Raw genomic sequence first — 20,863 nt, forward strand, 5'->3', positions numbered from 1 at the left:
GTGGCTGCGGTTGACAAAGAATCGCCGACCAGACTTCCCGGCACACCTGCAATCAGCTTATGCCACCGATAGGTAGGTCTGCGGCGGCGGGTCTCGTGCGCCCAGCGGACGCGAGTGCATTCCTCGCTAGGTGCGCGCTACTTCGTGCTCGCCTGACGGAGCTCAGCGCTCGGCATAGACGGCACGCTCGATCTCCGAGACCCCGTCGTCACGGCCGGCAGGCTTGAGATACCGGGACGCGTATTCATCGGGCCCGACCTGTTCGACCTCATGCCAGCCGTATTCGGCGAGGAATCCGCTCACTTGATCGGGATTCAGTCCGAAGTGCCAGAGTCCCCGTTTCACCACGGCTTCTTCGTGGATACCGCCCGCTCCATACCTTTCGTGGCCGTCCAGAAAGTCCCTGCGAATGAAGGTGAAAATCAGCCTGCTGCCGGGCGCCGCGCCCGACAGGTATTCCATCGTCTTGCGCACGGCCGGCTCGGTGAGATACATGGTCACGCCCTCCCAGATGTAGAAGATGCGCTTGTCTGGTCCGAAACCTTCTCGCGTGAGAGCCTCTGCGAGACTGTCGGATTCGAAATCGACGGCCAACAACCTCACGTGCGTCGGCACGCAATCGAAGCACCGCCGCACCGCGGCCGCCTTTTGTGCGACGTTACCGGGCAAGTCGACTTCGCAGACCGGGACAGTCGCCAACTCGGATAGGCGATACGCGCGGGTGTCGAAACCGGCGCCCAGAATGACGACCGCGTCGATGCCTTCGTCGACAGCGCTGAGCAGTTGATCGTCGACGTACCGCTTCCGGCACAAGAAGTTGGACCAGCCGCCGCCTATGCGCCTGTCGGTTATCGCCTTGAACGCACGTCGAGCCGCTGCCCACCGGGTCGACGATGCGGCGAACCGGCCGCCTAAAGGCAGTATCTTCGCGGCCCACGGATCGACGACCAAGGGCGGAGTTTCGTACTGGTCCGCCGCGACGATCACCATCGGACCGATAGCGGTTCGCTCAGCAGGATTCTTCACGATGTGCTCCCTGTTAGTCGGAATCGAATTGCCGACCAGGCTTCCCGGCACACCGCTGCCCAACCTAGCAGTGCATGCGGTGGCGCCCCGGGACCCGGCCACGTCGAATACCGTCAGAGGGCATGATCATCGAGCGCCAGAGCATCGTCGAGGCACCCGCCGAAGCGGTATGGGCCCGCGTGGTCACCCCGGAAGGCATCAACGACGAACTGCGGCCGTGGATGACGATGTCGATGCCGCGCGGCGCCGGGGATCTGACGGTCGACACTGTTCCGGTCGGCACTCCGGTCGGCCGGTGCTGGCTGCGGCTGTTCGGCGTGGTGCCCTTCGACTACGACGACCTCACGATCGCCGAGCTGTGGCCCGGGCGAGGCTTCCACGAGGAGTCGACGATGCTGTCCATGCGGCGCTGGCGCCATGAGCGCACCATCGAGTCCACCGCCGACGGCAAAACCATTGTGCGCGACCGCCTCACGTTCGACCTCAGAGCGCCTTTACGGCTTTTCACACCGCTCGTCGGGGCAGGCATCGGCGCGCTGTTCGGCCACCGGCACCGACGGCTGGCACGCTACTTCGCCGGACGCTGAGCCTTCGCCATGAAGCGCTGGAACAACATCCAGGCGACGGTCACGTTGTACACGACGCCACCAACGAGATATGGCCACCAGACGCCATGATCACTGGCTACCCAGAACGCCTTGGCAGCCCAGTAGGGCGGCAACACTCCAAAGGCCAGGTTCCACGCCGAGTCGATGAACCACGGCAGGCAGGGCAGCCCGGCGATCAGCATGCCAAGGGCGCGAATCATCGCGATGCCCTGAATCTTGTTGCTCGCCACCGCGACGATCAGCAGCAGCGTCACCACAGCCGACAACCCCGCCACCAGCCCGATCGGAATGAGGACAGGAATTAGCCCAGGCTCCAAAATTCCGCTGAAACCCATCGTTGCGACCACATAGATGGTGGTCACCACCATGACGGTGCCCGCACGATAGGCGAAGTAGGTAACCAGCGGTACCGGCGTCACCCGCAGCGCGGCCATCGTGCCGCCGTCCAGCTCGTCCAACACCAACATCGCCGCCAACCCGCCGACGATGATGATGCTCGTCAGCAGCAGGAACGCGGTGAGCACCAAGGGGTAGTACGGCACCAGGTCGAAACCGTAACGCTGCGAGAGCATCTCGGTGAACATCGGTGTCAGAAACGCCACCCCGGCAGTCCAGATGACGGGTGCGAGGACGACCATCACCAGCAGCGGTTCCCGATAGGTGCCGCGAATGTCGTTGCGGCCGAAGGCGGCCAGTGCGTTCGCCGATGCCGCCCTCACAGCACACCCGACCTCTCGACGACGTACCGGTCGAAGGCCGCCTTCGCCACCCAGCACAGTCCGGCCACGCAAACAAGCGGATACAGCACCGCATAGAGGACTTGCCACGGCGCGAGCGTCACCTGACCGAACGCCGAACCCAGCAGCAGCAGCGGCCCCTGCGAGGGGATGAGGTACATCACCGGGTTCGGCCACACGCCGGCGTAGAAGAGAATCGGCAAGCTCAACACCGCGAGCGGGATGGTCGCGGCGAGGAACCAGTCGGTCACCGACGAAAACGGCAGTGAGCTGATGAAACTCACCAGGAGCATCACCAGCGTGCCCAGCACAACACCGACGACCACGCGAACAGGGTCATAGCCGAACCCACTGGAGATCGTCGCCACGACAACCGCCACGAAGAGTGAAACAAACACCAGCACTGCGATTTTCGCAGACAGATACTCCCAGAACCGCAGCGGGGTGGAGACGATGGCGCCGATCGTGCGCTCCTGCTTCTCGAAGAAGACGATGCCCCCGATGAAGAAGAACCCGATGATCGAGATGTCGCCGAAGAGAACGTAGGGTTCGGTGACCGGGCGCAGGCTTCGCGGCATCGGCAACAACACCGCCAGCCACATCAGCCCGGAGAAGACGCCCGCGTGCAGGAACTTCTGCCTGTACTGCAGCGTCGCCTCGATGCGCACCGCACTGATCCACCTGGCCCAATGTCGCCGGAGTCCCGGCTCCGGTGTCATGTCAGTTGCCTTCCGGTGGTCTCGACGAAGACGTCGTCAAGCGTCGCCTCCCTGCTGTGGATCGTCTCGACGTGTTGGTTGCGGAGTACGGCGTGAAAGCCCGGGTCGTCTGCGAGCCCGTCCATACCGAACTCGGCCACATCGAGGCGTCCGCCTTCGCCGCGGTACTCCACGCGCACGCGCCGCTGGCTGCGGGCGATCTTGAGCTCGGCCGGGGTATCGAGCGCGACGATCCGGCCGTCGACGACGAAAGCCACTCTGTCGCAGAGCTCATCGGCGGTTGACATGTCGTGAGTGGTCAGAAAGATCGTTCGACCCCGCGCCTTCAGATCCAGGATGATGTCTTTGACCTTGCGCGCGTTGACCGGATCGAGACCCGAGGTGGGCTCGTCGAGGAACAGCAGCTCGGGGTCGTTGATCAGCGACCGGACGAACGTCAGCCGCATCTGCATTCCCTTGGAGTACTTGCCAACCCGCGTGTGCGCGTCGTCGGCCAGGCCCACCGCCTCCAGCAGTGCCACCGGGTCCGCCCTTTGGCCGCTGTAGAGCGAAGCGAAGAACTGCAGATTCTCCAGCCCGGTGAGCTTTTGGTAGTGATTCGGTAGCTCGAACGAGACGCCGATGCGCTCGTAATAGTCGGATCCCCAGGCCCGCGGATCCTTGCCCCACACCGTGGCATCTCCGCCGTGGCCATGCAGCAGACCGATCAGCAGTTTCTGGGTGGTCGACTTTCCGGCACCGCTGGGTCCGAGAAAGCCGAAGATCTCGCCCCGGCCGACGGCGAAGTCCATGCCGCGTATCGCCGGCTCGGCGGCCTCTGGATAGGTGAACGTCAGTCCACGGACACTTATCACGTCGGTTTCGACCCCACAGGGTGCGCCGGCCGATTCGGCAGTGTGCATCGCTGGTCAGATCCCTTCTGCGAACGAGTCAACAAAGATTCCGACCAGACTTCCCGGAGCGCCGCCCGCTAATATACTGAACTTTCAGAGAATTCTGAAGACGATTGTCGTTCAAGGCTTTGAGAGGAGTGCGGTGCCGGAAGCGCGCGACCAACAGGAGGCCGCCGAACGGCTCGCCCTGGTGTTGACCGATCACGGTCTGCAACGGATGACGGCTCGCGTTCTGTCCACGCTGCTGTGCACCGAGCAATCGGCGATGACTGCCGGCGAGCTGGCGGATCGCTTACAGGCAAGCTCCGGCGCGATTTCGGGTGCGGTCAAGATGCTCACCTCCGTCGGACTTGTCGAGCGCGTGCCCGTGCCGGCGAGCCGGCGCGACCACTACCGGTTGCGCGATGACGCGTGGGCCACTTTGTATACCGCGCAGAACGACGTGATCGGCGCGATGCAGGCGGCGGCAGATGACGCAATCGCTGTTACCGGCCGCGACAGCACTGCCGGGCAGCGGCTGACGCAGATGCGCGACTTCTACGCCTTCCTCATGGATGAACTTCCGGCGCTGCTGGACCGGTGGCGTCAGATCGACACCCGTCGGACGCGGTCTGACGCGGGCCAGACATAGGGCAGATCGTCGGGCACGTCGGGGAAAGAACCGGCGGTAGTGCTGCGGGTCCTTGCGCACCAGCACCGACTGGTGGCTGCGGTGAAACGCCGGATCGCCCAGCCACGGCGGCACCTCCCCCGCCGCCACCAGCTCCTCCTGCGTGCGCGGCGTGCCGATCCCGGTGCCGGTGGCGAGGTCGCTGACCATCGTCGCCGCGCACGTGTCGGCATGGCCCAGTCGACACCATGCAGCGCAGATGTCGAGCCCGTAGCGGACCAGGGCCTCTTCGTAGCCGGCCCACATCGCCGCGGCGGGGTGATGGCGCCACCCGTAACCCGGGACCGTCAGCGCCCGGACCACCTGGATGGCCTCCACCCGCTGCTTGCCCAGCCGCTTCGTGTCCAGGACGCCGGCGGTGTCGCCGAAGCCCGGGTAGGGCAGGAAGGTCTGCACGCGATCAGGCCGGTACCGGATCGGTCTCCCGGTCCCACGCCCGATGTTGGGCCAGCACCGAAGCCAGCGCCTCGGCGAACTCGTCGGTGAGGTCGCCGGCGGCCGCGGCGGTCGAGACAACGCCGTGGGACACAACGACGTTCGTGTCGTCGGCGAGTTCTTCGGCGACGCCGGCCTTGGGCAGCAGGTCCACGCCGGAACCCCATGCGCCGACGGCCTTGAGATGCTTGTACGCCTCGGTGATGAAGTGCATCGCATACCCGTCACCGGAGAGCGTCTGCGCCGAATCCGGCCCGCACGGCACGATCACCGCGTCGTACAGCACCGAAGCCATCGTCGTGATCGCGCGGTCGACGGGCAGTTCGCCGCCCGATCCGCCGGACAGCGTGCCGCCCGCGACCGGCGCCAACACCTCGACCACCGCACCGCGTTGCTGCAGCGCCTCGATGGTTCGCTGCGCGCCCTCCACGTCGACGCCGTCCGCGGCCAGCACCGCGATCTTGCGGGTGGCGATGCTGTCGGTCGCCGTGTTCAGCTGCGACAACGCCGGTGACGCGGGCATCTTGTCGTCCACCGCCTGCTCGGCGGGTTCGGGTAGCCCCAGCTTGCCTGCGACCTGCGCGGCCAGGTCGTGATCGACCTGGTTGAGCTGTTCGACGGTGCGCGCCCGAATCTCCTCCACCTCGACCTTGCCGAGTTCGAACGCGAACGCCGCGACGATGTGCTTGGCCTCCGGCGCGGACATGCTCTTCCAGAACATGCGCGCCTGGCTGTAGTGATCCTCGAAACTCTTGGCGCGCTGGCGGATCTTGTTGCCGTCGACTTTCTCGGTGTAGTGGCGGAACACGTTCTCGTCGGCCAGTGCCGGGCAGCCGCCCCCGAGGCTGTTCGGGAAGTAACTGGAGCGTCCCCGCGGTATCGCGTGCTGTCCGTAGCCGTCGTGCTGATTGTTGCGGACGTCTGCCAGCGGTCGGTTGACCGGCAGCTGCGCGAAGTTGGGCCCGCCCAGCCGGATCAGCTGGGTGTCGAGGTAGGAGAAGTTGCGGAACTGCAGCAGCGGATCGTTGGTGAAATCGATGCCGGGCACCACGTTGGCGGTGTGGAACGCGACCTGCTCGGTTTCGGCGAAGAAGTTGTCCGGGTTGAGGTTGAGCACCATCTTGCCGACGGGCCGGACGGGAACCTGTTCCTCCGGAATGATCTTGGTGGCGTCGAGCAGATCGAAGTCGAAGTTGAACTCGTCGCTCTCGGGCACCAGCTGCACGCCCAGCTCGTACTCGGGGAACTGGCCGGCCTCGATGCTGTCCCACAGGTCGCGCCGGTTGAAGTCGGGGTCCTTGCCCGCGATTTTCTGGCACTCGTCCCACACCAGCGAATGCACACCCAGGCGCGGCTTCCAGTGGAATTTCACGAAAGTGCCTTCGCCGCGGGCGTTGACGAACCGGAAGGTGTGCACGCCGAAGCCCTGCATCATCCGGTAGCTGCGCGGCAGCGCCCGGTCCGACATCAGCCACATGATCGTGTGCAACGTCTCCGGTTGCAGCGACACGAAGTCCCACAATGTGTCGTGCGCGGACTGCGCCTGCGGAATTTCGTTGTGTGGCTCGGGCTTGACGGCGTGCACGAAGTCGGGGAACTTGATCCCGTCCTGGATGAAGAACACCGGAAAGTTGTTTCCCACCAGGTCGTAGTTGCCTTGGTCGGTGTAGAACTTCGTGGCGAAGCCGCGCACGTCGCGCACGGTGTCGGCCGACCCGCGGGAGCCGGCCACCGTGGAGAACCGCACGAAGACCGGCGTCTGCTTGCCTGGCGTGGTGAGGAACTTCGCGACGGTGTATTCGGCGAGCGAATCGTCGTACGGCTCGAAGTAGCCGTATGCGCCGGCGCCGCGGGCGTGCACGACCCGCTCCGGGATGCGTTCGTGGTCGAAGTGGGTGATCTTCTCCCGGGCGTGGAAGTCCTCGAGCAGCGTGGGCCCGCGCTCCCCGACCGTCAGCGCGTCGTCGGTGTGGTCGACCCGCACCCCCTGCTGCGTGGTCAGGTAGCCCGTCGTCTTGTCGAACCGGGATCCGTCGAGCTGTTCTTGCTTTGCGTTCTGGCCATTGTCCGTCATGCCGGGGCGGGTACCCAGATCAGCGGGTGAGAACCGCGATGCACTCGACGTGATGCGTCAACGGGAACGAGTCGAAGACCCGCAGCGCCTGCACCGCATAGCCGTGCCCCTGGTACAGCCCGATGTCGCGGGCGAAAGAGGCTGCCTCACATCCGATGTGGATCACCCGCGGCACCCCGGCGCCGGCCAGCAGGTCGATCACCTCGCGACCCGCCCCCGTCCGCGGCGGATCCAGCACCGCGACGTCGGCCCGCTCAGGCTGGGCCATCAGCGCGCGGCGCACGGAGTCGGTGATGACCGACACCCAACCCATGTCGGCCAACGCGGCGCGTGCCGCCCGCGACGACCCCCGCGACGTGTCGACGCTGACGACCTTGCCCGTCTCGCCGACCTGCTGCCCCAGGACCGCTGCGAAAACCCCTGCCCCGCCGTACAAGTCCCATGCCGTCATTCCGTGGCTCAACTGCGCCCACTCGGCGATCAGGTCGCTGTAGAGCCGTGCCGCGTCCCGGTGCGACTGCCAGAACGCGGTCACCGGCACCCGCCAGGTCCGGTGCCCGACGCGCTGGACGGCTTCGTACTCGCCCTCGATCACCTGCGTATGGGCCTTGCGTCCACCCTTGTGTCGCGCCCGCGGCCCGGACTGCACGACGTGGCGCGCGCCGTCGTCGTCGAGCGCGACGTGCAGCGCCGCGCCAGGCGGCCAACTCCGGTCGGCCAGTCCGTCGAGCATGCCCGCGGGCAACTGCGCGCAGTCCAGCTCGGTGATCAGTTCGGCGCTGTGGAAGCGGTGAAAGCCCGCTCGCCCGTCGGGGGTGGTGTCCAGTCGCACCCGTGTGCGCCACCCCGTGGCGCCGGCGTCTCCGACCGGTTCGGCGGTCGCGTCGGTCTCGTCGCGCCAGTGGTAGCCGCCCAATCGCGTCAGCTGGTTGGCGACGACCGCGCCCTTGAGCCTGCGTACCGCCGCGGGTTCGGCGAACGCCATGTCGCAGCAGCCCGCACCGTCCGCACCGGCGATCGGGCACAGGGACGCGATCCGGTCGGGGGACGGCTCGAGGATCTCGACAGCGTCGGCGTGCCAATACTTTCCGTGGTCCGCTCGCACCCGGACTCTGACCCGCTCACCGGGCAGCGCGTATCGGACGAACACGACCCGGCCGTCGTGTCGCGCCACACAGCTGCCGCCGTTGGCGGGCGGCCCGGCGGTCAGCGTGAGTTCCAACGGCGGTCCTGGCGAACCGCCGGGGTCGTCGGTCAATCGAGGAATCCCCTGCGCGCGTCGCCGGGGGCGGACTGCGGCTGCAGCGTCTTGAGCCGCTCCGACGAGCTCAACTGCCACGGAACAGAGGTCACCATGACGTTCGGCTCGAACAGCAGTCGGCCCTTGAGCCGCAGCGCGCTCTGGTTGTGCAGCACCTGCTCCCACCAGTGGCCGACGACGTACTCGGGGATGAACACGGTGACAACGGTGCGCGGCGACTCCCTGCTGACCCGCTTGACGTACTCGAGCACCGGGCGGGTGATCTCCCGGTACGGCGAGGCGATCACCTTCAGCGGGACGCTGATGTCGCTGTCCTCCCACTTGTGCACGAGTGCCCGCGTCTCGCCGTCGTCGACGCTGACGGTGATCGCTTCCAGCGTGTCCGGCCGGGTGGCCCTGGCGTACGCCAGCGCACGCAGCGTCGGCAGGTGCAGTTTGGACACCAGCACGATCGCATGATTGCGGCTCGGTAGCACCATGTCGCTTTCGGCGGCGGCCTGCTCCTCGAGTTCGCGCGTCACGGTGTCGTAGTGCCGATGGATCAGCTTCATCATCCCGAAGAGCGCGCCCATCGCCAGGATCGCAATCCACGCTCCGACAAGGAATTTGGACACTACGACGACCACCAGCACCGTCGCGGTGCAGATGCAACCGATCGAGTTGATCACCCGCGACCGCATCATCTTGCGCCGGACCACGGGCTCGGTCTCGGTGCGCAGCAACCGCGTCCAGTGTCGGACCATGCCGACCTGGCTGAGCGTGAAGGAGACGAACACCCCGACGATGTAGAGCTGGATCAGCGCGGTGACCTCGGCGCGGAATGCCACCACGAACGCGATCGCCGCGAACGCGAGGAACAGGATGCCGTTGGAGAACGCGAGCCGGTCACCGCGGGTGTGCAACTGGCGCGGCAGATACCGGTCCTGAGCGAGGATCGATCCGAGCACCGGGAATCCGTTGAACGCGGTGTTGGCAGCCAGCAGCAGGATCAACGCGGTGACACCGGCGATGATGAACAGCCCGGCGCTGAAGTCGTGGAACACCGCGTCGGCCAACTGCGCGATCAACGTCTTCTGGTGGTAGTCCGCCGGCGCGCCGACCAGTTGTTCGTGTGGGCGCTCGGCCAGCTGCACACCGGTTTCCTTGGCCAGCATGACGATGCCCATGAACAGCGTGACCGCGATCAGCCCGAGCAGCGCCAGCGTCGTTGCGGCGTTGCGCGACTTCGGCTTACGGAACGCCGGCACCCCGTTGCTGACGGCTTCCACACCGGTCAGCGCCGCACTTCCCGACGAGAACGCCCGCGCGACGAGCAGAACCAGCGCGAAGCCGAGGATTTCGCCGTGCTCGGAATGCATCTCGAAGTCCGCGGATTCGGCCTGCAGTGGCTCGCCGAGCGCGTAGAGCTGGAAGAACCCCCAGCCGAGCATCACGAACATGCCGACGATGAACGCGTAGGTGGGGATGGCGAACGCGGTTCCGGACTCCCGGATGCCGCGCAGGTTCAGCGCCGCCAGCACCAGGATCGCGATGACGGCGAACAGCACCTTGTGGTCGTTGATGAACGGCACGGCCGAGCCGATGTTCGACATCGCCGAGGACATCGACACCGCGACCGTGAGTACGTAGTCGACCAGCAGCGCGCTCGCCACCGTCAGGCCGGCAGTCGGCCCGAGATTGGTGTTGACCACCTCGTAGTCCCCGCCGCCCGACGGGTAGGCGTGCACGTTCTGCCGGTAGCTGGCGATGACGATCAACATGACCGCCGCGACGGCCACGGCGATCCACGGCGCCATCGAGTAGGCGGCCAACCCGGCGACCGAGAGCACGAGAAAGATCTCCTCGGGCGCGTACGCCGTCGACGACAGCGCGTCCGAGGCGAACACCGGAAGGGCGATCCGCTTGGGCAGCAGGGTGTGCGAAATCCTGTCGCTGCGAAACGGCCTGCCGAGGACCAACCGCCGCGCGAACCTGGATAGCTTGGACACGAGTGCCAAGAGTAAGCCCAGCGGCAAATGGCCGTCAGGAAGCTGTAGCGTTCCGACTGCGCGGGTTCGACAGGAAGGACCGTGGAGTGCGTGTAGTGGTGATGGGCTGCGGCCGGGTGGGTGCGTCGCTGTCGGACAGCCTGGCCCGGATCGGTCACGACGTCGCGGTCATCGACCGTGACAGCACGGCATTTCACCGGCTGTCTCCGGAGTTCTCCGGCGAACGGGTGCTCGGTATGGGCTTCGACCGCGACGTGCTGCTGCGGGCAGGCATCGAGGAAGCCGGCGCCTTCGCGGCGGTCTCGTCCGGCGACAACTCCAACATCATCTCGGCGCGAGTGGCCCGCGAGACGTTCGGGGTGGAGCGTGTGGTCGCCCGTATCTACGACGCGAAGCGCGCGGCGGTCTACGAACGGTTGGGCATCCCGACGGTGGCCACCGTGCCGTGGACGACCGACCGGCTGCTCAACGTGCTGACCCGGGAAACCGAGACCGCCCGATGGCGCGACCCCACCGGCAACGTCGGCGTGACCGAACTGGCCATGCACGAGTCGTGGGTGGGTCGGCGGATCACGGATCTGGAGACGGCCACCGGCGGCCGGGTGGCGTTCCTGATCCGCTTCGGCGCGGGCCTGCTGCCCGACGGCAAAACCGTCATCCAGGCCAGCGACCAGGTGTTCATGGCCGCGATCGCCGGCCACATCGCCGAAGCGCTGGCCATCGCCGCCCTGCCGCCCAGCGAGGATCTCGAGAGCTGATGAAGCGCGCCGACGACGACATCGAGGAGTGGCGTAGTTGAAAGTCGCCATCGCCGGGGCCGGCGCCGTCGGCCGATCCATCGCACGCGAGCTCGTCGACGCCCACGAAGTGACGTTGCTCGAACGCAACCCCGACCACATCGACGTCGACGCGATTCCCGCCGCGCAGTGGCGGCTGGGCGACGCGTGCGAGCTGAGCCTGCTCGAGTCGGTGCAGCTCGAGGAGTTCGACGTCGTGATCGCCGCCACCGGCGACGACAAGGTCAACGTGGTGGTCAGCCTGCTGGCCAAGACCGAATTCGCGGTGCAGCGGGTGGTCGCGCGCGTCAACGACCCCCGCAACGAGTGGCTGTTCGACGAGAGCTGGGGAGTCGACGTGGCGGTGTCGACGCCCCGCATGTTGGCCTCCCTGGTGGAGGAGGCCGTCGCGGTCGGCGACCTGGTGCGGTTGATGGAGTTCCGCAAGGGGCAGGCCAACCTCGTCGAGATCACGCTGCCCGACGACACCCCGTGGGGCGGTAAGCCCGTCAAACGCCTCGAGTTGCCCCGCGACTGCGCGCTGGTGACGATCCTGCGGGGCCCGCGGGTGATCGTGCCGGAGTCCGACGAGCCGCTCGAGGGCGGCGACGAGTTGCTGTTCGTGGCCGTCGCCGAGGTCGAGGATCAGTTGCAGGATCTGCTGCTGCACCCGCAGCCGCGCTGACTCGCCGTGAGCGACGCGCCGCTGTTCTCAGCCGGCGTCGGGTCGGGTCGTCTCGGGCACCGCGTCGCGGAGATCCTCTGAAGCCTGGTCGCCGGTGAGGGCTTTCTGCGCCGTCCGGATGGCCAAATAGGTCACCAGCGCGGCGACCGCCGTCAGCGGCCACCCCATGGAGATGCGCGCGACGCCCAGCCAGCCGGTCTGTCCGGCATCGTAGAGATGCTGCTGCACGACGAACCGCGAGGCGAACACCAGCACCCAGAACAGGGTGGCGATGTCGAACGCCGTCAGCGCCCTGCGCACCCGGCGCCAGTCCGTGCCGCCGCCGCTGACCCAGCTCCACACGTAGCCGACGACGGGACGCCGGATCAGCACCGAGATCGTGAACACCGTCGCCCACAACAGCGACATCCAGATGCCCCAGAGGAAGTAGCCCTCCGACTCCCCGGTCACGTAGGCGATCAGCGCGCAGATTCCCACCCCGAAGAAGCCCGAGACCGCCGGCTGGGTGGACTCGCGGCGAGCCAGTCGCCACGCCAGGATCACCGTCGCCACGCCGAGGGCCGCGATGATCGCGGGCATCAACCCGAAGATCTGGGAGACCGGAACGAATGCCAAAACGGGCAGCGAGGAGTAGATCAGCCCGCTGACGCCGCCCATCTGTCGCAGGACTGCGTGGGCCTTGCTGGTCTGTTCGGTGGAGGGCTTCCCCGGTTCGGTTCCGGGATCGCTCACTTCTGAATCTCGTAGTGGGGGTTGTAGATCGCCTTGGCGCCGTTGTCGAGCTTGCCGACGCGGCCGTGCACCTTCAGCGTGCGCCCCGACTCGATGCCGGGGATGCGCCGCTGGCCGAGCCAGACCAGCATCACCGAGTCCGTACCGTCGAACAATTCGGCCTTCACACCGCCGGCACACGCCTTGCCGTTGCATTCGACGCTGCGCAGTGTGCCGACCATCGTGACTTCCTGACCGCGTTGACAGTCAATCGCCTTCTGGGCGCCGGTCGAGGCGACTTCGTCACTGAGTTCCTCGACGTCGAGCTGCTCGGGATCTTCTGTCAGCCGCCGGGTGAGCCGGCGCAGATACCCTTCGGCCGTAGCCATGGCCTCTCCTGACCTATCGCAGATCCACTATGGATCTACCCAATCCAACGCCACGCTAGACCTCTTGGTTCCGATTTGCCACGCGGGGTCGGGTCGGCGCGCCGAGCGGTCACCGGGCCGGGCACGATCAACGCATGACGGTCAATCTGCGCGGCGTCCCCACGGTGCTGTTGCCCGGCACGGGTTCCGACGACGACTTCGTCTACCGGGCGTTTTCCCCCGCCCTGCGTGACCGCGGCGCGACGGTCATCACCCCGGCGCCGCAACCACACCGACTGGTCGAGGGTTACCGCGCCGCCCTCGAGGACGCGGCCGTGACGGGGCCCATAGCCGTCGGCGGCGTGTCGATCGGCGCCGCCGTGGCCGTCTCGTGGGCGCTGGCACATCCCGGTCGGACGGTCGGTGTGCTCGCCGCCTTGCCGGCGTGGACGGGCGCGCCGCTGCGGGCGCCCGCAGCGGCCGCGGCGCGGCATTCCGCAGAGGTGCTGCGCCGCGACGGGCTGGCCGCCGCCACCGCAGCGATGCAGGCGTCGAGCCCGCAGTGGCTGGCCGACGAGCTGACCCGGTCATGGCTGGCCCAGTGGCCCGCACTGCCCGATGCGATGGAGGAGGCGGCGCGCTACGTCGCACCGAGCTGTCCGGAGTTGGCGCGGTTGACCGTGCCGCTCGGCGTCGCCGCGGCAACCGACGACCCGGTGCATCCCCTCGAGGTCGCGATCGAGTGGGTGACGGCGGCTCCGAAGGCGGCGTTGCGCACGTTCACACTCGATGAGATGGGCGCCGATCCAGCGGTGGTCGGCGCGGCATGTGTGGCGGCGTTGAGCGACGTTGACTAGCGAGCGGAGGACGGCGACCACGCGCGCGACCGTTCAGGTGGCACTGACTGGTGGATTGCATGCACCCGATGCGTGGGATCAACCCGTCAGTCGCAAAGTCCGAAGGGTCAGCCGCCGGTGATGGTGCGCAACTGCTGCATCGCCGAGCCCTGAGCGCTGCGCCGCGCCACGGGCTGCGCGGGCGGCGGCTCCTGCTGCTGCCCCTCCTGCTGACCTTGCTGCGCCTGTTGGGCAGCCTGTTCGGCGGCGGCGCGCAGCTGGTTGGCCATCGGCTCGGGCAACTCGACCGGCAGCGGAGTCCGCACCGGCAACGGGGTGTCACCGCGACGAACCACGGTGTCGGCCAACGCTTCTCGCGCTTCGGCTGCGAGCGCGTCGAAATGTTCCTCAGGGCCGTTGACGACGCAGCGGATCATCCAGCGGTAGCCGTCGACCCCGATGAAGCGCACCGCGCCGGGCTGACCCTGCTGCGCGGCCTCGCCCTGCTGCGCGGCCGCCACGCCGACGACCTCGCGGCCCCACGGCCCGTCCTTGATCGACACCTGGGCGCCGTCCTTGCGCAACGAGTCGGCCAGTTCGGTGGCGATCTCGCGCCACAGGCCGGCGGTCTTCGGAGCGGCGTAGGCGGCGACGGTGAACCGGCCGTGGGGTGTGACGACCCACACGGCGCTCGGCACCCCCTGCTGCGTGAGCTCGACCTGCACCTGACCGGCCGCTGGCAGCGGGATCAGGACCGAGCCCAGATTCAGCCGGCCGGTGGCGGCCGCCTCCGGGTCGTCGAAGTCCTCGATGTCGAAGGGGCCCTCCAGTCCGCTCTCGACCTCGTCGCCGGTCTCCTGCCCAGCACCGGTTCGATCGGCCAGGTCGCCGCCGATGTCGTCGTTGTCCTTGCGTTTACCGAATGCCATTTCACAAACTCGCATGTCCGCCGGAGGAGCCGTGGCCACCATCGCCACGGGATGTGTCACCGAGACCGGCCTCGTCGAAGGACGTGACCTCGACCAGCTCGGGCAGCTCGACCCGCTGGACCAGCAACTGCGCGATGCGGTCCCCGCGGTGCACGACGATCGGCACCTGCGGATCGAGGTTGATCAGCGCCACCTTGATTTCACCGCGGTACCCGGCGTCGATCGTCCCCGGGCTGTTGACGATCGAAAGCCCAACGCGGGCAGCCAAACCCGAGCGCGGGTGCACCAGACCGACCATCCCGTGCGGAATGGCCGCCGCGATGCCGGTCGGCACCAGCGCACGCTGGCCGGGGGCCAGTTCGATGTCGAGCGCACTGAATAGGTCGATGCCCGCGTCGCCGTGATGGGCGCGGCTGGGCATCGGCAGATCAGGGTCGAGGCGGACGACCGCCAGGGTGGTGGGCACGACGTCAGAGATTACTCTTGGCCGCGTGTCCGACACGCGCGCCACGTCGCAATCCGTGCGCTACCGCGAGCGGCTTTGGGTGCCGTGGTGGTGGTGGCCGCCGGGCCTGGGCCTCGCGGCGTTGATCGCCGTCGAAATCGAGATGGGCGTGCCCGGGGTGCCCGGATGGCTGCCTTATGCCCTGCTGCTGCCGGTCGCGGCCGTCGTCCTGCTGTGGCTGGGCCGGACCGAGGTGCGGGTCGTCGGCGGACCGGACGGCACCGAGCTCTGGGCCGGGGCCGCGCACCTTCCTGTCGATGTGGTCGCGCGCTCGGCCGAAGTGCCGCGCAGCGCCAAATCCGCGGCGCTGGGCCGTCAGCTGGACCCGGCCGCCTTCGTCGTACATCGCGCCTGGGTGGGTCCGATGGTTCTGCTGGTGCTCGACGATCCAGATGATCCGACCCCGTATTGGCTGGTCAGTTGCCGGCATCCGGACCGGGTGCTGTCCGCTCTGCGCAGTTGAACTGCGAATCCAGACCGCGCAGCTAGGCCGCGCAGTCCGAGCAGATCATGACGCCGTTCTTCTCGCTGGCCAGACGGCTGCGGTGGTGTACCAAAAAGCAGCTCGAGCAGGTGAACTCGTCGGCCTGCTTGGGAATCACCCGCACCGACAGTTCTTCGCCGGACAGGTCAGCGCCGGGCAATTCGAAGGACTCCGCGGACTCCGACTCGTCGACATCGACAACCGCCGACTGGGCCTCGTTACGCCGCGCCTTCAACTCCTCGAGCGAGTCTTCCGAGACGTCATCGGTCTCGGTCCGCCGTGGGGCGTCGTAATCGGTAGCCATCTCGTCCCCTCCGAATAAAGCTTGTGCGACAGAGCTTTGTACCAGCGTCGAACGCATCCGCCAAACGATTCGTGCCCGTATTGATACCCGTTCCACTGTGATTTATGTCACAGGTCGTATCGTGCCACGCGAACAAGGCGGCACCTGGGGCTTTAGAGTGCACTCGTGGTCGCGCAAATCACCGAGGGAACCGCGTTCGACGAGCACGGTCGCCCCTTCCGCCGGCGGTACTACCTGCCGGGAATCGTGTTGTTCGTCGCGCTGTCGGTGGTGACGCTGTTCGTCTGGGTCGTCGCGCTGAACCGTCCCGCCGACGTGCAGGAGGCGGCCATCTGCAATCCGCCGCCCGCGCCCGCCGACCCGGCCGCGCCCGCCCCGACGCTCGGTGAACAGGTCTCGCGCGCCGACATGGTCGACGTGGCTCCCGCCCGCCTCGCCGATACGAAGATCAAGGTGCTCAACGCCAGTGGCCAGGGTGGACAGGCCGCCGAGGTGGCCAGTGCGCTGAAGGATCTGGGGTTCGCCGAACCGACCGCGGCCAACGATCCGCTCTATGCCACCGCCCGCCTCGAGTGCCAAGGCCAGATCCGGTTCGGCGAGGCCGGACGCGCCGCGGCGGCCGCGGTGTGGCTGGTCGCGCCGTGCACCGAACTGTTCCAGGACGGCCGCGGCGACGACAGCGTGGACCTCGCCCTCGGTACCGAGTTCACCGAGCTGAGCAGCAGTGACGCCATCGAGGCGGTGCTCGCGAGCCTGCGCCCGGATGCCACCCAGCCGGCCGATCCGGATCTGTTGTCGGAGATCCACTCGGGCGCCTGCTGAGCCTGTAATCGGTTGTCCGGCAACCGCTTCTCGAAGACCTACACCGCGCCCGCGCGGCGCAGCGCGGCGTCCAGGGCGGCCGCGACGGCCGGCGCTGCGGCCACGATGAAGCCGGGACCGCCCGCCGACCCCTCCCCCGGCGGCAGGCGCAACGTGGCGCCCGCTTCGGCGGCGATCAGCGCCCCGGCCGCCCAGTCCCACAGGTGCACGCCGTCCTCGTAATAGGCATCGAGTTGACCCGCCGCCACCATGCACAGATCCAGCGCACACGAGCCGATGCGGCGCACGTCACGCACCGCGGGAAGCATCCGGGTCAGCACCTCGGCCTGTCGGGCCCGCTGCTCGCGGTCATAGGAAAATCCGGTGCCCAGCAACGACATTGACAAATCGTCGGCTGTGGTTGTGCGCAGCGGCGTGGTCGCGTCCGCGTGTCGCCGATGCGCGCCGTGGCCGACCGCCGCCGAGTACACCGCGCCGGTCGGCACGTTCGCGACGGCACCGGCCAACGAGACGCCGTCGCGTTGCACGGCGACCGAGACCGCATAGGCGTCCAACCCGTAGACGAAGTTCACCGTGCCGTCGATCGGGTCGAGCACCCAGGTCAGTTCGCCCTCTTGGGCCGGAGTCCCGCCTTCTTCTTCGCCGAGCACATGTTCGCCGGGACGGAGCACGGCAAGCCGGTCGCGGATCAGCCGTTCGGTTTCGGTGTCGACGATCGTGACCGGGTCGGTCGGCGAGCTCTTGGTCCTTACCCCGGGCGTGTCCGGTGACGACGCGGCGTCACCGAAAACCTCTGCGCGACGGCGTCGCACGAAGGCGGCCGCCTCGGTGGCCAGTTGCTCGGCGACCGAGCGCAGCAGGACGGGATCGGCGTCGTTGTCGGGCATTGACCCATCGCAGCATGTCCGGCCGACGTTGTCGCGACCTGCTCGCCCGACAGCCACGCGCAGCCTTCCGCGAGCCACTAAGGTGTGGGTCGCACGAAATCTCGGGCACGCCCTGGCTGAACTGGAGGAGCGCTCATGACCGCGACCGATTCGCCCTCCGTCGCGCCGAGCACCGCCGAGGGCCAACGCCGCGGGTTCGGCGTCGATGTGGGCGGCAGCGGCGTCAAGGGCGGCATCGTCGACCTGGACACCGGCCAGTTGATCGGTGAGCGGTTCAAGCTGCCCACGCCCCAGCCGGCGACGCCCGACGCGGTCGCCGAGACCGTCGCCGCGGTGGTCCGTGAGTTCGGGTGGACCGACAAGCTGGGGGTCACCTATCCCGGCGTGGTGACCGACGGGATCGTGCGCACCGCGGCCAACGTCGACAAGCGCTGGATCGGCGTGAACGCCCGCGATGCGATCGTGAACCATCTCGGCGGGCAGCAGGTGACGGTTCTCAACGACGCCGACGCCGCCGGGCTGGCCGAGGAGAAGTTCGGCGCGGGCCGGGACAACACCGGCGTCATCGTGCTGTTGACCTTCGGCACGGGCATCGGTTCGGCGGTCATCCACAATGGTGTCCTGCTGCCCAACACCGAGTTCGGTCACATCGAGGTCGGCGGCAAGGAAGCCGAGCACCGTGCGGCGTCGTCGGTCAAGGAACGCAAGGACTGGAGCTACGAACGCTGGACCGTCGAGGTGACAAAGGTGCTGGTAGCGATCGAGAACGCGATCTGGCCCGACCTGTTCATCGCGGGCGGCGGCATCAGCCGAAAGGCCGAGAAGTGGATTCCACTGCTGAAGAACCGCACGCCGGTGGTCGCCGCGGCGCTGCAGAACACCGCGGGCATCGTCGGTGCCGCGATGGCTGCTGCGGTGGACGTCACAGCTACTGCCAAGTAGCCACGCCCGGAACCTGCAATTTGCCGCTCGAGGCGGCGTTATCCCACACTGTCGTTACAATGGTCGACGGCGGCCGCAGCCCGGATAGCGGCGATTATCAACCGCCAATATTCGACAGCCGACGCTCCTCGATGGGGACACCCATGCCCACCGACGAGTAGCACAAGGAAAGGGTGTACGTGGCAGCGACAAAGGCAAGCCCGGCGACCGATGAGCCGGTGAAGCGCACCGCTACCAAGGCCGCCCCCGCCAAGAAGACAGCGGCGAAGCCCGCCAATGCGACGGCGCCGGCCAAGAAGGGCGCCAAGGCGCGCACGGCTACCAAGGCACCCGCAAAGAAGGCCGCCAAGACCGCGGTGAGCCGCGAAACGGGTGCCACCGCGACCAAGGCACCGGCCAAGCGAGCGACGAAGGCCGCGAAGTCAGCTGCGCCCCGCGGTCGCGCCAAAAAGGCCACCGCCGCCGATCCGGACACCACCAAGACCGACGTCGAGTCCGACGAACTCGAGACCGACGAGCTGGAAGCCGAGCCCGGCGACGACCTCGCGGTCGAGGAGGCCGACATCGACCTCGACGATCTCGAGGACGCCGTCGACGAGCCTGCCGAGGACGTTGCCGAGGCCGCCGACGGCGACGCCCCCGTGGCGGAGTCCGCCGATGAGGCTGCCGCTGCCGAGGACGACGAGATCGCCGAGCCGTCGGAGAAAGACAAGGCCTCCGGTGACTTCGTCTGGGATGAGGAGGAGTCCGAGGCGCTGCGGCAGGCTCGCAAGGACGCCGAGCTCACCGCGTCGGCCGACTCGGTCCGCGCCTACCTCAAGCAGATCGGCAAGGTCGCGCTGCTCAATGCCGAGGAAGAGGTCGAGCTGGCCAAGCGCATCGAGGCCGGTCTCTACGCCACCCAGCTGATGGCCGAGATGACCGAGCGCGGCGAGAAGCTGCCCGCCGCGCAGCGCCGCGACATGATGTGGATCTGTCGCGACGGTGACCGCGCGAAAAACCATCTGCTGGAAGCGAACTTGCGTCTGGTGGTGTCGCTGGCCAAGCGCTACACCGGCCGCGGCATGGCGTTCCTGGACCTCATCCAGGAAGGCAACCTGGGTCTGATCCGTGCCGTCGAGAAGTTCGACTACACCAAGGGTTACAAGTTCTCCACCTACGCCACCTGGTGGATCCGCCAGGCGATCACCCGCGCGATGGCCGACCAGGCGCGCACCATCCGTATTCCGGTGCACATGGTCGAGGTGATCAACAAGCTCGGCCGCATTCAGCGTGAGCTGCTGCAGGATCTGGGCCGCGAGCCGACACCCGAAGAGCTGGCCAAAGAGATGGACATCACGCCGGAGAAGGTGCTGGAGATCCAGCAGTACGCGCGTGAGCCGATCTCGTTGGATCAGACCATCGGTGACGAAGGTGATTCGCAGCTCGGTGATTTCATCGAGGATTCCGAGGCTGTGGTGGCCGTCGACGCGGTGTCCTTCACGCTGCTGCAGGATCAGTTGCAGTCGGTGCTCGAGACGCTGTCCGAGCGTGAGGCCGGCGTCGTGCGGCTGCGGTTCGGGCTCACCGACGGGCAGCCCCGCACGCTCGACGAGATCGGTCAGGTGTACGGCGTGACGCGCGAGCGTATCCGCCAGATCGAATCGAAGACGATGTCGAAGTTGCGCCACCCCAGCCGTTCTCAGGTGCTGCGCGACTACCTGGACTGAACGCCTACGTCGGCGTCGGCGTCGGCGCGGGTCCGGTCTTGGTCAGCATCATGTCGTTGTAACCGTTGTACGCCTCGCCACATATCCCGGGTTCGTAGAAGGACTGCACGGCCTCACCCGTCGCGGCGTCCCATGCGTAGTTCATCGGCAGATCGTGCTTCGAGCCGTCCTCGCACACGAGCGCATCACGGGTCAGGGCTTCGCGGGCGATCCACCAGCCGACCTGCCAGTAGGCGTTCGCACTCCATACCGGGGACTTCCGCTCGGTGTCGGCCGGATCGTATTCGGTGACATGCACACACTGGAACGCGTCGCCCTCGCAGGGTGTGACGACCCACGTCTTCGTACCCCACTCGTATTCGGCGTCGTACGTGCCGACCGCATTCGCCGTGATCTGGTCCGTGCCGTATGCCGGCGCAGCGAACGCAACCGCGACTACGCCCGCCGCGAGAACAGACGCCGGAGTTGCTCCCCTGAATCCCATGGCGCTCCTC

Annotated in this window: 23 protein-coding genes and 1 pseudogene; 9 read left to right on the forward strand and 15 right to left on the reverse strand. The window is 67.3% G+C overall.

Going from position 1 to position 20,863, the window contains the following annotated elements; all coding sequences use genetic code 11:
- Positions 1-162 precede the first annotated feature (162 nt).
- Positions 163-1,029, reverse strand: coding sequence for an SAM-dependent methyltransferase (locus AU187_RS10760; RefSeq protein ID WP_059100142.1), 867 nt, complete (start codon positions 1,027-1,029; stop codon positions 163-165).
- A 119-nt stretch (positions 1,030-1,148) separates the two neighbouring features.
- On the opposite strand from AU187_RS10760, the gene AU187_RS10765 reads away from it, so the two are divergent.
- The gene (locus tag AU187_RS10765) at positions 1,149-1,613 is read left to right on the forward strand and encodes an Rv1443c family protein (RefSeq protein WP_059166683.1); all 465 of its coding nucleotides are present in this window, start codon (positions 1,149-1,151) and stop codon (positions 1,611-1,613) included.
- Here AU187_RS10765 and AU187_RS10770 read toward each other — a convergent pair.
- The 3 genes from AU187_RS10770 to AU187_RS10780 are packed head-to-tail and all read right to left on the reverse strand — an operon-like array spanning position 1,595 to position 3,992.
- The gene (locus tag AU187_RS10770; protein WP_059099851.1) at positions 1,595-2,353 is read right to left on the reverse strand and encodes an Rv2686c family ABC transporter permease subunit; all 759 of its coding nucleotides are present in this window, start codon (positions 2,351-2,353) and stop codon (positions 1,595-1,597) included. The genes AU187_RS10765 and AU187_RS10770 overlap by 19 nt on opposite strands.
- Positions 2,350-3,090: a fluoroquinolone export ABC transporter permease subunit gene (locus tag AU187_RS10775; protein WP_059099850.1), complete on the reverse strand. Its 741-nt coding sequence runs from the start codon at positions 3,088-3,090 to the stop codon at positions 2,350-2,352. Before AU187_RS10775 ends, AU187_RS10770 begins: the two co-directional genes overlap by 4 nt.
- The gene (locus AU187_RS10780; protein ID WP_059099849.1) at positions 3,087-3,992 is read right to left on the reverse strand and encodes an ABC transporter ATP-binding protein; all 906 of its coding nucleotides are present in this window, start codon (positions 3,990-3,992) and stop codon (positions 3,087-3,089) included. The genes AU187_RS10775 and AU187_RS10780 overlap by 4 nt, the downstream gene beginning before the upstream one ends.
- Positions 3,993-4,200: 208 nt before the next feature.
- Here AU187_RS10780 and AU187_RS10785 point away from each other — a divergent pair, with 208 nt between their 5' ends.
- Positions 4,201-4,614 (forward strand): GbsR/MarR family transcriptional regulator, encoded by a 414-nt coding sequence (locus tag AU187_RS10785; protein WP_082683910.1) that lies wholly within the window; start codon positions 4,201-4,203, stop codon positions 4,612-4,614.
- On the opposite strand, the pseudogene AU187_RS24965 reads toward AU187_RS10785, so the two are convergent.
- The 4 genes and pseudogenes from AU187_RS24965 to AU187_RS10800 form a co-directional block, all read right to left on the reverse strand.
- Positions 4,569-5,049, reverse strand: a pseudogene (locus AU187_RS24965) (MSMEG_6728 family protein). The gene AU187_RS10785 and the pseudogene AU187_RS24965 overlap by 46 nt on opposite strands.
- A 4-nt stretch (positions 5,050-5,053) precedes the next feature.
- Positions 5,054-7,162: a catalase gene (locus AU187_RS10790; RefSeq protein WP_059099847.1), complete on the reverse strand. Its 2,109-nt coding sequence runs from the start codon at positions 7,160-7,162 to the stop codon at positions 5,054-5,056.
- Positions 7,163-7,181: 19 nt separating this feature from the next.
- Positions 7,182-8,429: a class I SAM-dependent RNA methyltransferase gene (locus AU187_RS10795; RefSeq protein WP_502687752.1), complete on the reverse strand. Its 1,248-nt coding sequence runs from the start codon at positions 8,427-8,429 to the stop codon at positions 7,182-7,184.
- Complete coding sequence (locus tag AU187_RS10800) at positions 8,417-10,411, reverse strand: APC family permease (RefSeq protein WP_059100141.1); 1,995 nt, start codon at positions 10,409-10,411, stop codon at positions 8,417-8,419. Before AU187_RS10800 ends, AU187_RS10795 begins: the two co-directional genes overlap by 13 nt.
- A gap of 86 nt (positions 10,412-10,497) precedes the next feature.
- Here AU187_RS10800 and AU187_RS10805 point away from each other — a divergent pair, with 86 nt between their 5' ends.
- Positions 10,498-11,169: a potassium channel family protein gene (locus tag AU187_RS10805; protein WP_059099845.1), complete on the forward strand. Its 672-nt coding sequence runs from the start codon at positions 10,498-10,500 to the stop codon at positions 11,167-11,169.
- Positions 11,170-11,206: 37 nt separating this feature from the next.
- A complete protein-coding gene (locus AU187_RS10810; protein ID WP_059099844.1) occupies positions 11,207-11,872 on the forward strand; it encodes a potassium channel family protein in 666 nt (221 codons plus the stop codon).
- Between the two features lie 27 nt (positions 11,873-11,899).
- On the opposite strand, the gene AU187_RS10815 is transcribed toward AU187_RS10810, so the two are convergent.
- A complete protein-coding gene (locus tag AU187_RS10815; protein ID WP_059099843.1) occupies positions 11,900-12,604 on the reverse strand; it encodes a DUF3159 domain-containing protein in 705 nt (234 codons plus the stop codon).
- The gene (locus AU187_RS10820; RefSeq protein WP_059099842.1) at positions 12,601-12,972 is read right to left on the reverse strand and encodes an OB-fold nucleic acid binding domain-containing protein; all 372 of its coding nucleotides are present in this window, start codon (positions 12,970-12,972) and stop codon (positions 12,601-12,603) included. Before AU187_RS10820 ends, AU187_RS10815 begins: the two co-directional genes overlap by 4 nt.
- 134 nt (positions 12,973-13,106) lie before the next feature.
- Here AU187_RS10820 and AU187_RS10825 point away from each other — a divergent pair, with 134 nt between their 5' ends.
- Complete coding sequence (locus AU187_RS10825; protein ID WP_059099841.1) at positions 13,107-13,808, forward strand: alpha/beta fold hydrolase; 702 nt, start codon at positions 13,107-13,109, stop codon at positions 13,806-13,808.
- Between the two features lie 107 nt (positions 13,809-13,915).
- Here AU187_RS10825 and AU187_RS10830 read toward each other — a convergent pair whose 3' ends face one another.
- On the reverse strand, positions 13,916-14,716 hold the full coding sequence (locus tag AU187_RS10830; RefSeq protein WP_059099840.1) for a DUF3710 domain-containing protein: 801 nt from the start codon (positions 14,714-14,716) through the stop codon (positions 13,916-13,918).
- Between the two features lies 1 nt (position 14,717).
- Positions 14,718-15,182, reverse strand: a complete 465-nt coding sequence (gene dut, locus AU187_RS10835) for a dUTP diphosphatase (RefSeq protein ID WP_059099839.1) — start codon at positions 15,180-15,182, stop codon at positions 14,718-14,720.
- 25 nt (positions 15,183-15,207) lie between these two features.
- On the opposite strand from dut, the gene AU187_RS10840 reads away from it, so the two are divergent.
- Positions 15,208-15,684, forward strand: coding sequence for a DUF3093 domain-containing protein (locus AU187_RS10840; protein ID WP_059099838.1), 477 nt, complete (start codon positions 15,208-15,210; stop codon positions 15,682-15,684).
- Positions 15,685-15,706: 22 nt separating this feature from the next.
- Here AU187_RS10840 and AU187_RS10845 read toward each other — a convergent pair whose 3' ends face one another.
- Positions 15,707-16,009 (reverse strand): DUF4193 domain-containing protein, encoded by a 303-nt coding sequence (locus AU187_RS10845; protein ID WP_014815424.1) that lies wholly within the window; start codon positions 16,007-16,009, stop codon positions 15,707-15,709.
- Positions 16,010-16,174: 165 nt separating this feature from the next.
- On the opposite strand from AU187_RS10845, the gene cei reads away from it, so the two are divergent.
- Positions 16,175-16,831, forward strand: a complete 657-nt coding sequence (gene cei, locus AU187_RS10850) for an envelope integrity protein Cei (protein ID WP_059099837.1) — start codon at positions 16,175-16,177, stop codon at positions 16,829-16,831.
- A gap of 38 nt (positions 16,832-16,869) precedes the next feature.
- On the opposite strand, the gene AU187_RS10855 is transcribed toward cei, so the two are convergent.
- Positions 16,870-17,718 (reverse strand): inositol monophosphatase family protein, encoded by an 849-nt coding sequence (locus tag AU187_RS10855; protein WP_059099836.1) that lies wholly within the window; start codon positions 17,716-17,718, stop codon positions 16,870-16,872.
- A gap of 135 nt (positions 17,719-17,853) precedes the next feature.
- Between AU187_RS10855 and ppgK the strand changes: the two genes are divergently transcribed.
- A complete protein-coding gene (gene ppgK, locus AU187_RS10860; RefSeq protein WP_059099835.1) occupies positions 17,854-18,660 on the forward strand; it encodes a polyphosphate--glucose phosphotransferase in 807 nt (268 codons plus the stop codon).
- 179 nt (positions 18,661-18,839) lie between these two features.
- Positions 18,840-20,369, forward strand: coding sequence for an RNA polymerase sigma factor (locus tag AU187_RS10865; RefSeq protein WP_059100140.1), 1,530 nt, complete (start codon positions 18,840-18,842; stop codon positions 20,367-20,369).
- 4 nt (positions 20,370-20,373) lie between these two features.
- Here the strand turns inward: AU187_RS10865 and AU187_RS10870 are convergent, their stop codons facing one another.
- The gene (locus tag AU187_RS10870) at positions 20,374-20,853 is read right to left on the reverse strand and encodes a hypothetical protein (protein ID WP_059099834.1); all 480 of its coding nucleotides are present in this window, start codon (positions 20,851-20,853) and stop codon (positions 20,374-20,376) included.
- Between the last annotated feature and the right edge of the window lie 10 nt (positions 20,854-20,863).

The organism is Mycobacterium sp. IS-1556 (genome assembly GCF_001499985.1).
GTDB lineage: Bacteria > Actinomycetota > Actinomycetes > Mycobacteriales > Mycobacteriaceae > Mycobacterium.

What these genes read in the sequence shown, in the direction of transcription:
- AU187_RS10780 (WP_059099849.1), bottom strand. Translation starts at nt 3,992, where the DNA reads ATGCACACTGCCGAATCGGCCGGCGCACCCTGTGGGGTCGAAACCGAC.
- AU187_RS10830 (WP_059099840.1), bottom strand. Translation starts at nt 14,716, where the DNA reads ATGGCATTCGGTAAACGCAAGGACAACGACGACATCGGCGGCGACCTG.
- AU187_RS10790 (WP_059099847.1), bottom strand. Translation starts at nt 7,162, where the DNA reads ATGACGGACAATGGCCAGAACGCAAAGCAAGAACAGCTCGACGGATCC.
- AU187_RS10825 (WP_059099841.1), top strand. Translation starts at nt 13,107, where the DNA reads ATGACGGTCAATCTGCGCGGCGTCCCCACGGTGCTGTTGCCCGGCACG.
- ppgK (WP_059099835.1), top strand. Translation starts at nt 17,854, where the DNA reads ATGACCGCGACCGATTCGCCCTCCGTCGCGCCGAGCACCGCCGAGGGC.
- AU187_RS10855 (WP_059099836.1), bottom strand. Translation starts at nt 17,718, where the DNA reads ATGCCCGACAACGACGCCGATCCCGTCCTGCTGCGCTCGGTCGCCGAG.
- AU187_RS10785 (WP_082683910.1), top strand. Translation starts at nt 4,201, where the DNA reads ATGACGGCTCGCGTTCTGTCCACGCTGCTGTGCACCGAGCAATCGGCG.
- AU187_RS10765 (WP_059166683.1), top strand. Translation starts at nt 1,149, where the DNA reads ATGATCATCGAGCGCCAGAGCATCGTCGAGGCACCCGCCGAAGCGGTA.
- AU187_RS10820 (WP_059099842.1), bottom strand. Translation starts at nt 12,972, where the DNA reads ATGGCTACGGCCGAAGGGTATCTGCGCCGGCTCACCCGGCGGCTGACA.
- AU187_RS10845 (WP_014815424.1), bottom strand. Translation starts at nt 16,009, where the DNA reads ATGGCTACCGATTACGACGCCCCACGGCGGACCGAGACCGATGACGTC.
- AU187_RS10775 (WP_059099850.1), bottom strand. Translation starts at nt 3,090, where the DNA reads ATGACACCGGAGCCGGGACTCCGGCGACATTGGGCCAGGTGGATCAGT.
- AU187_RS10870 (WP_059099834.1), bottom strand. Translation starts at nt 20,853, where the DNA reads ATGGGATTCAGGGGAGCAACTCCGGCGTCTGTTCTCGCGGCGGGCGTA.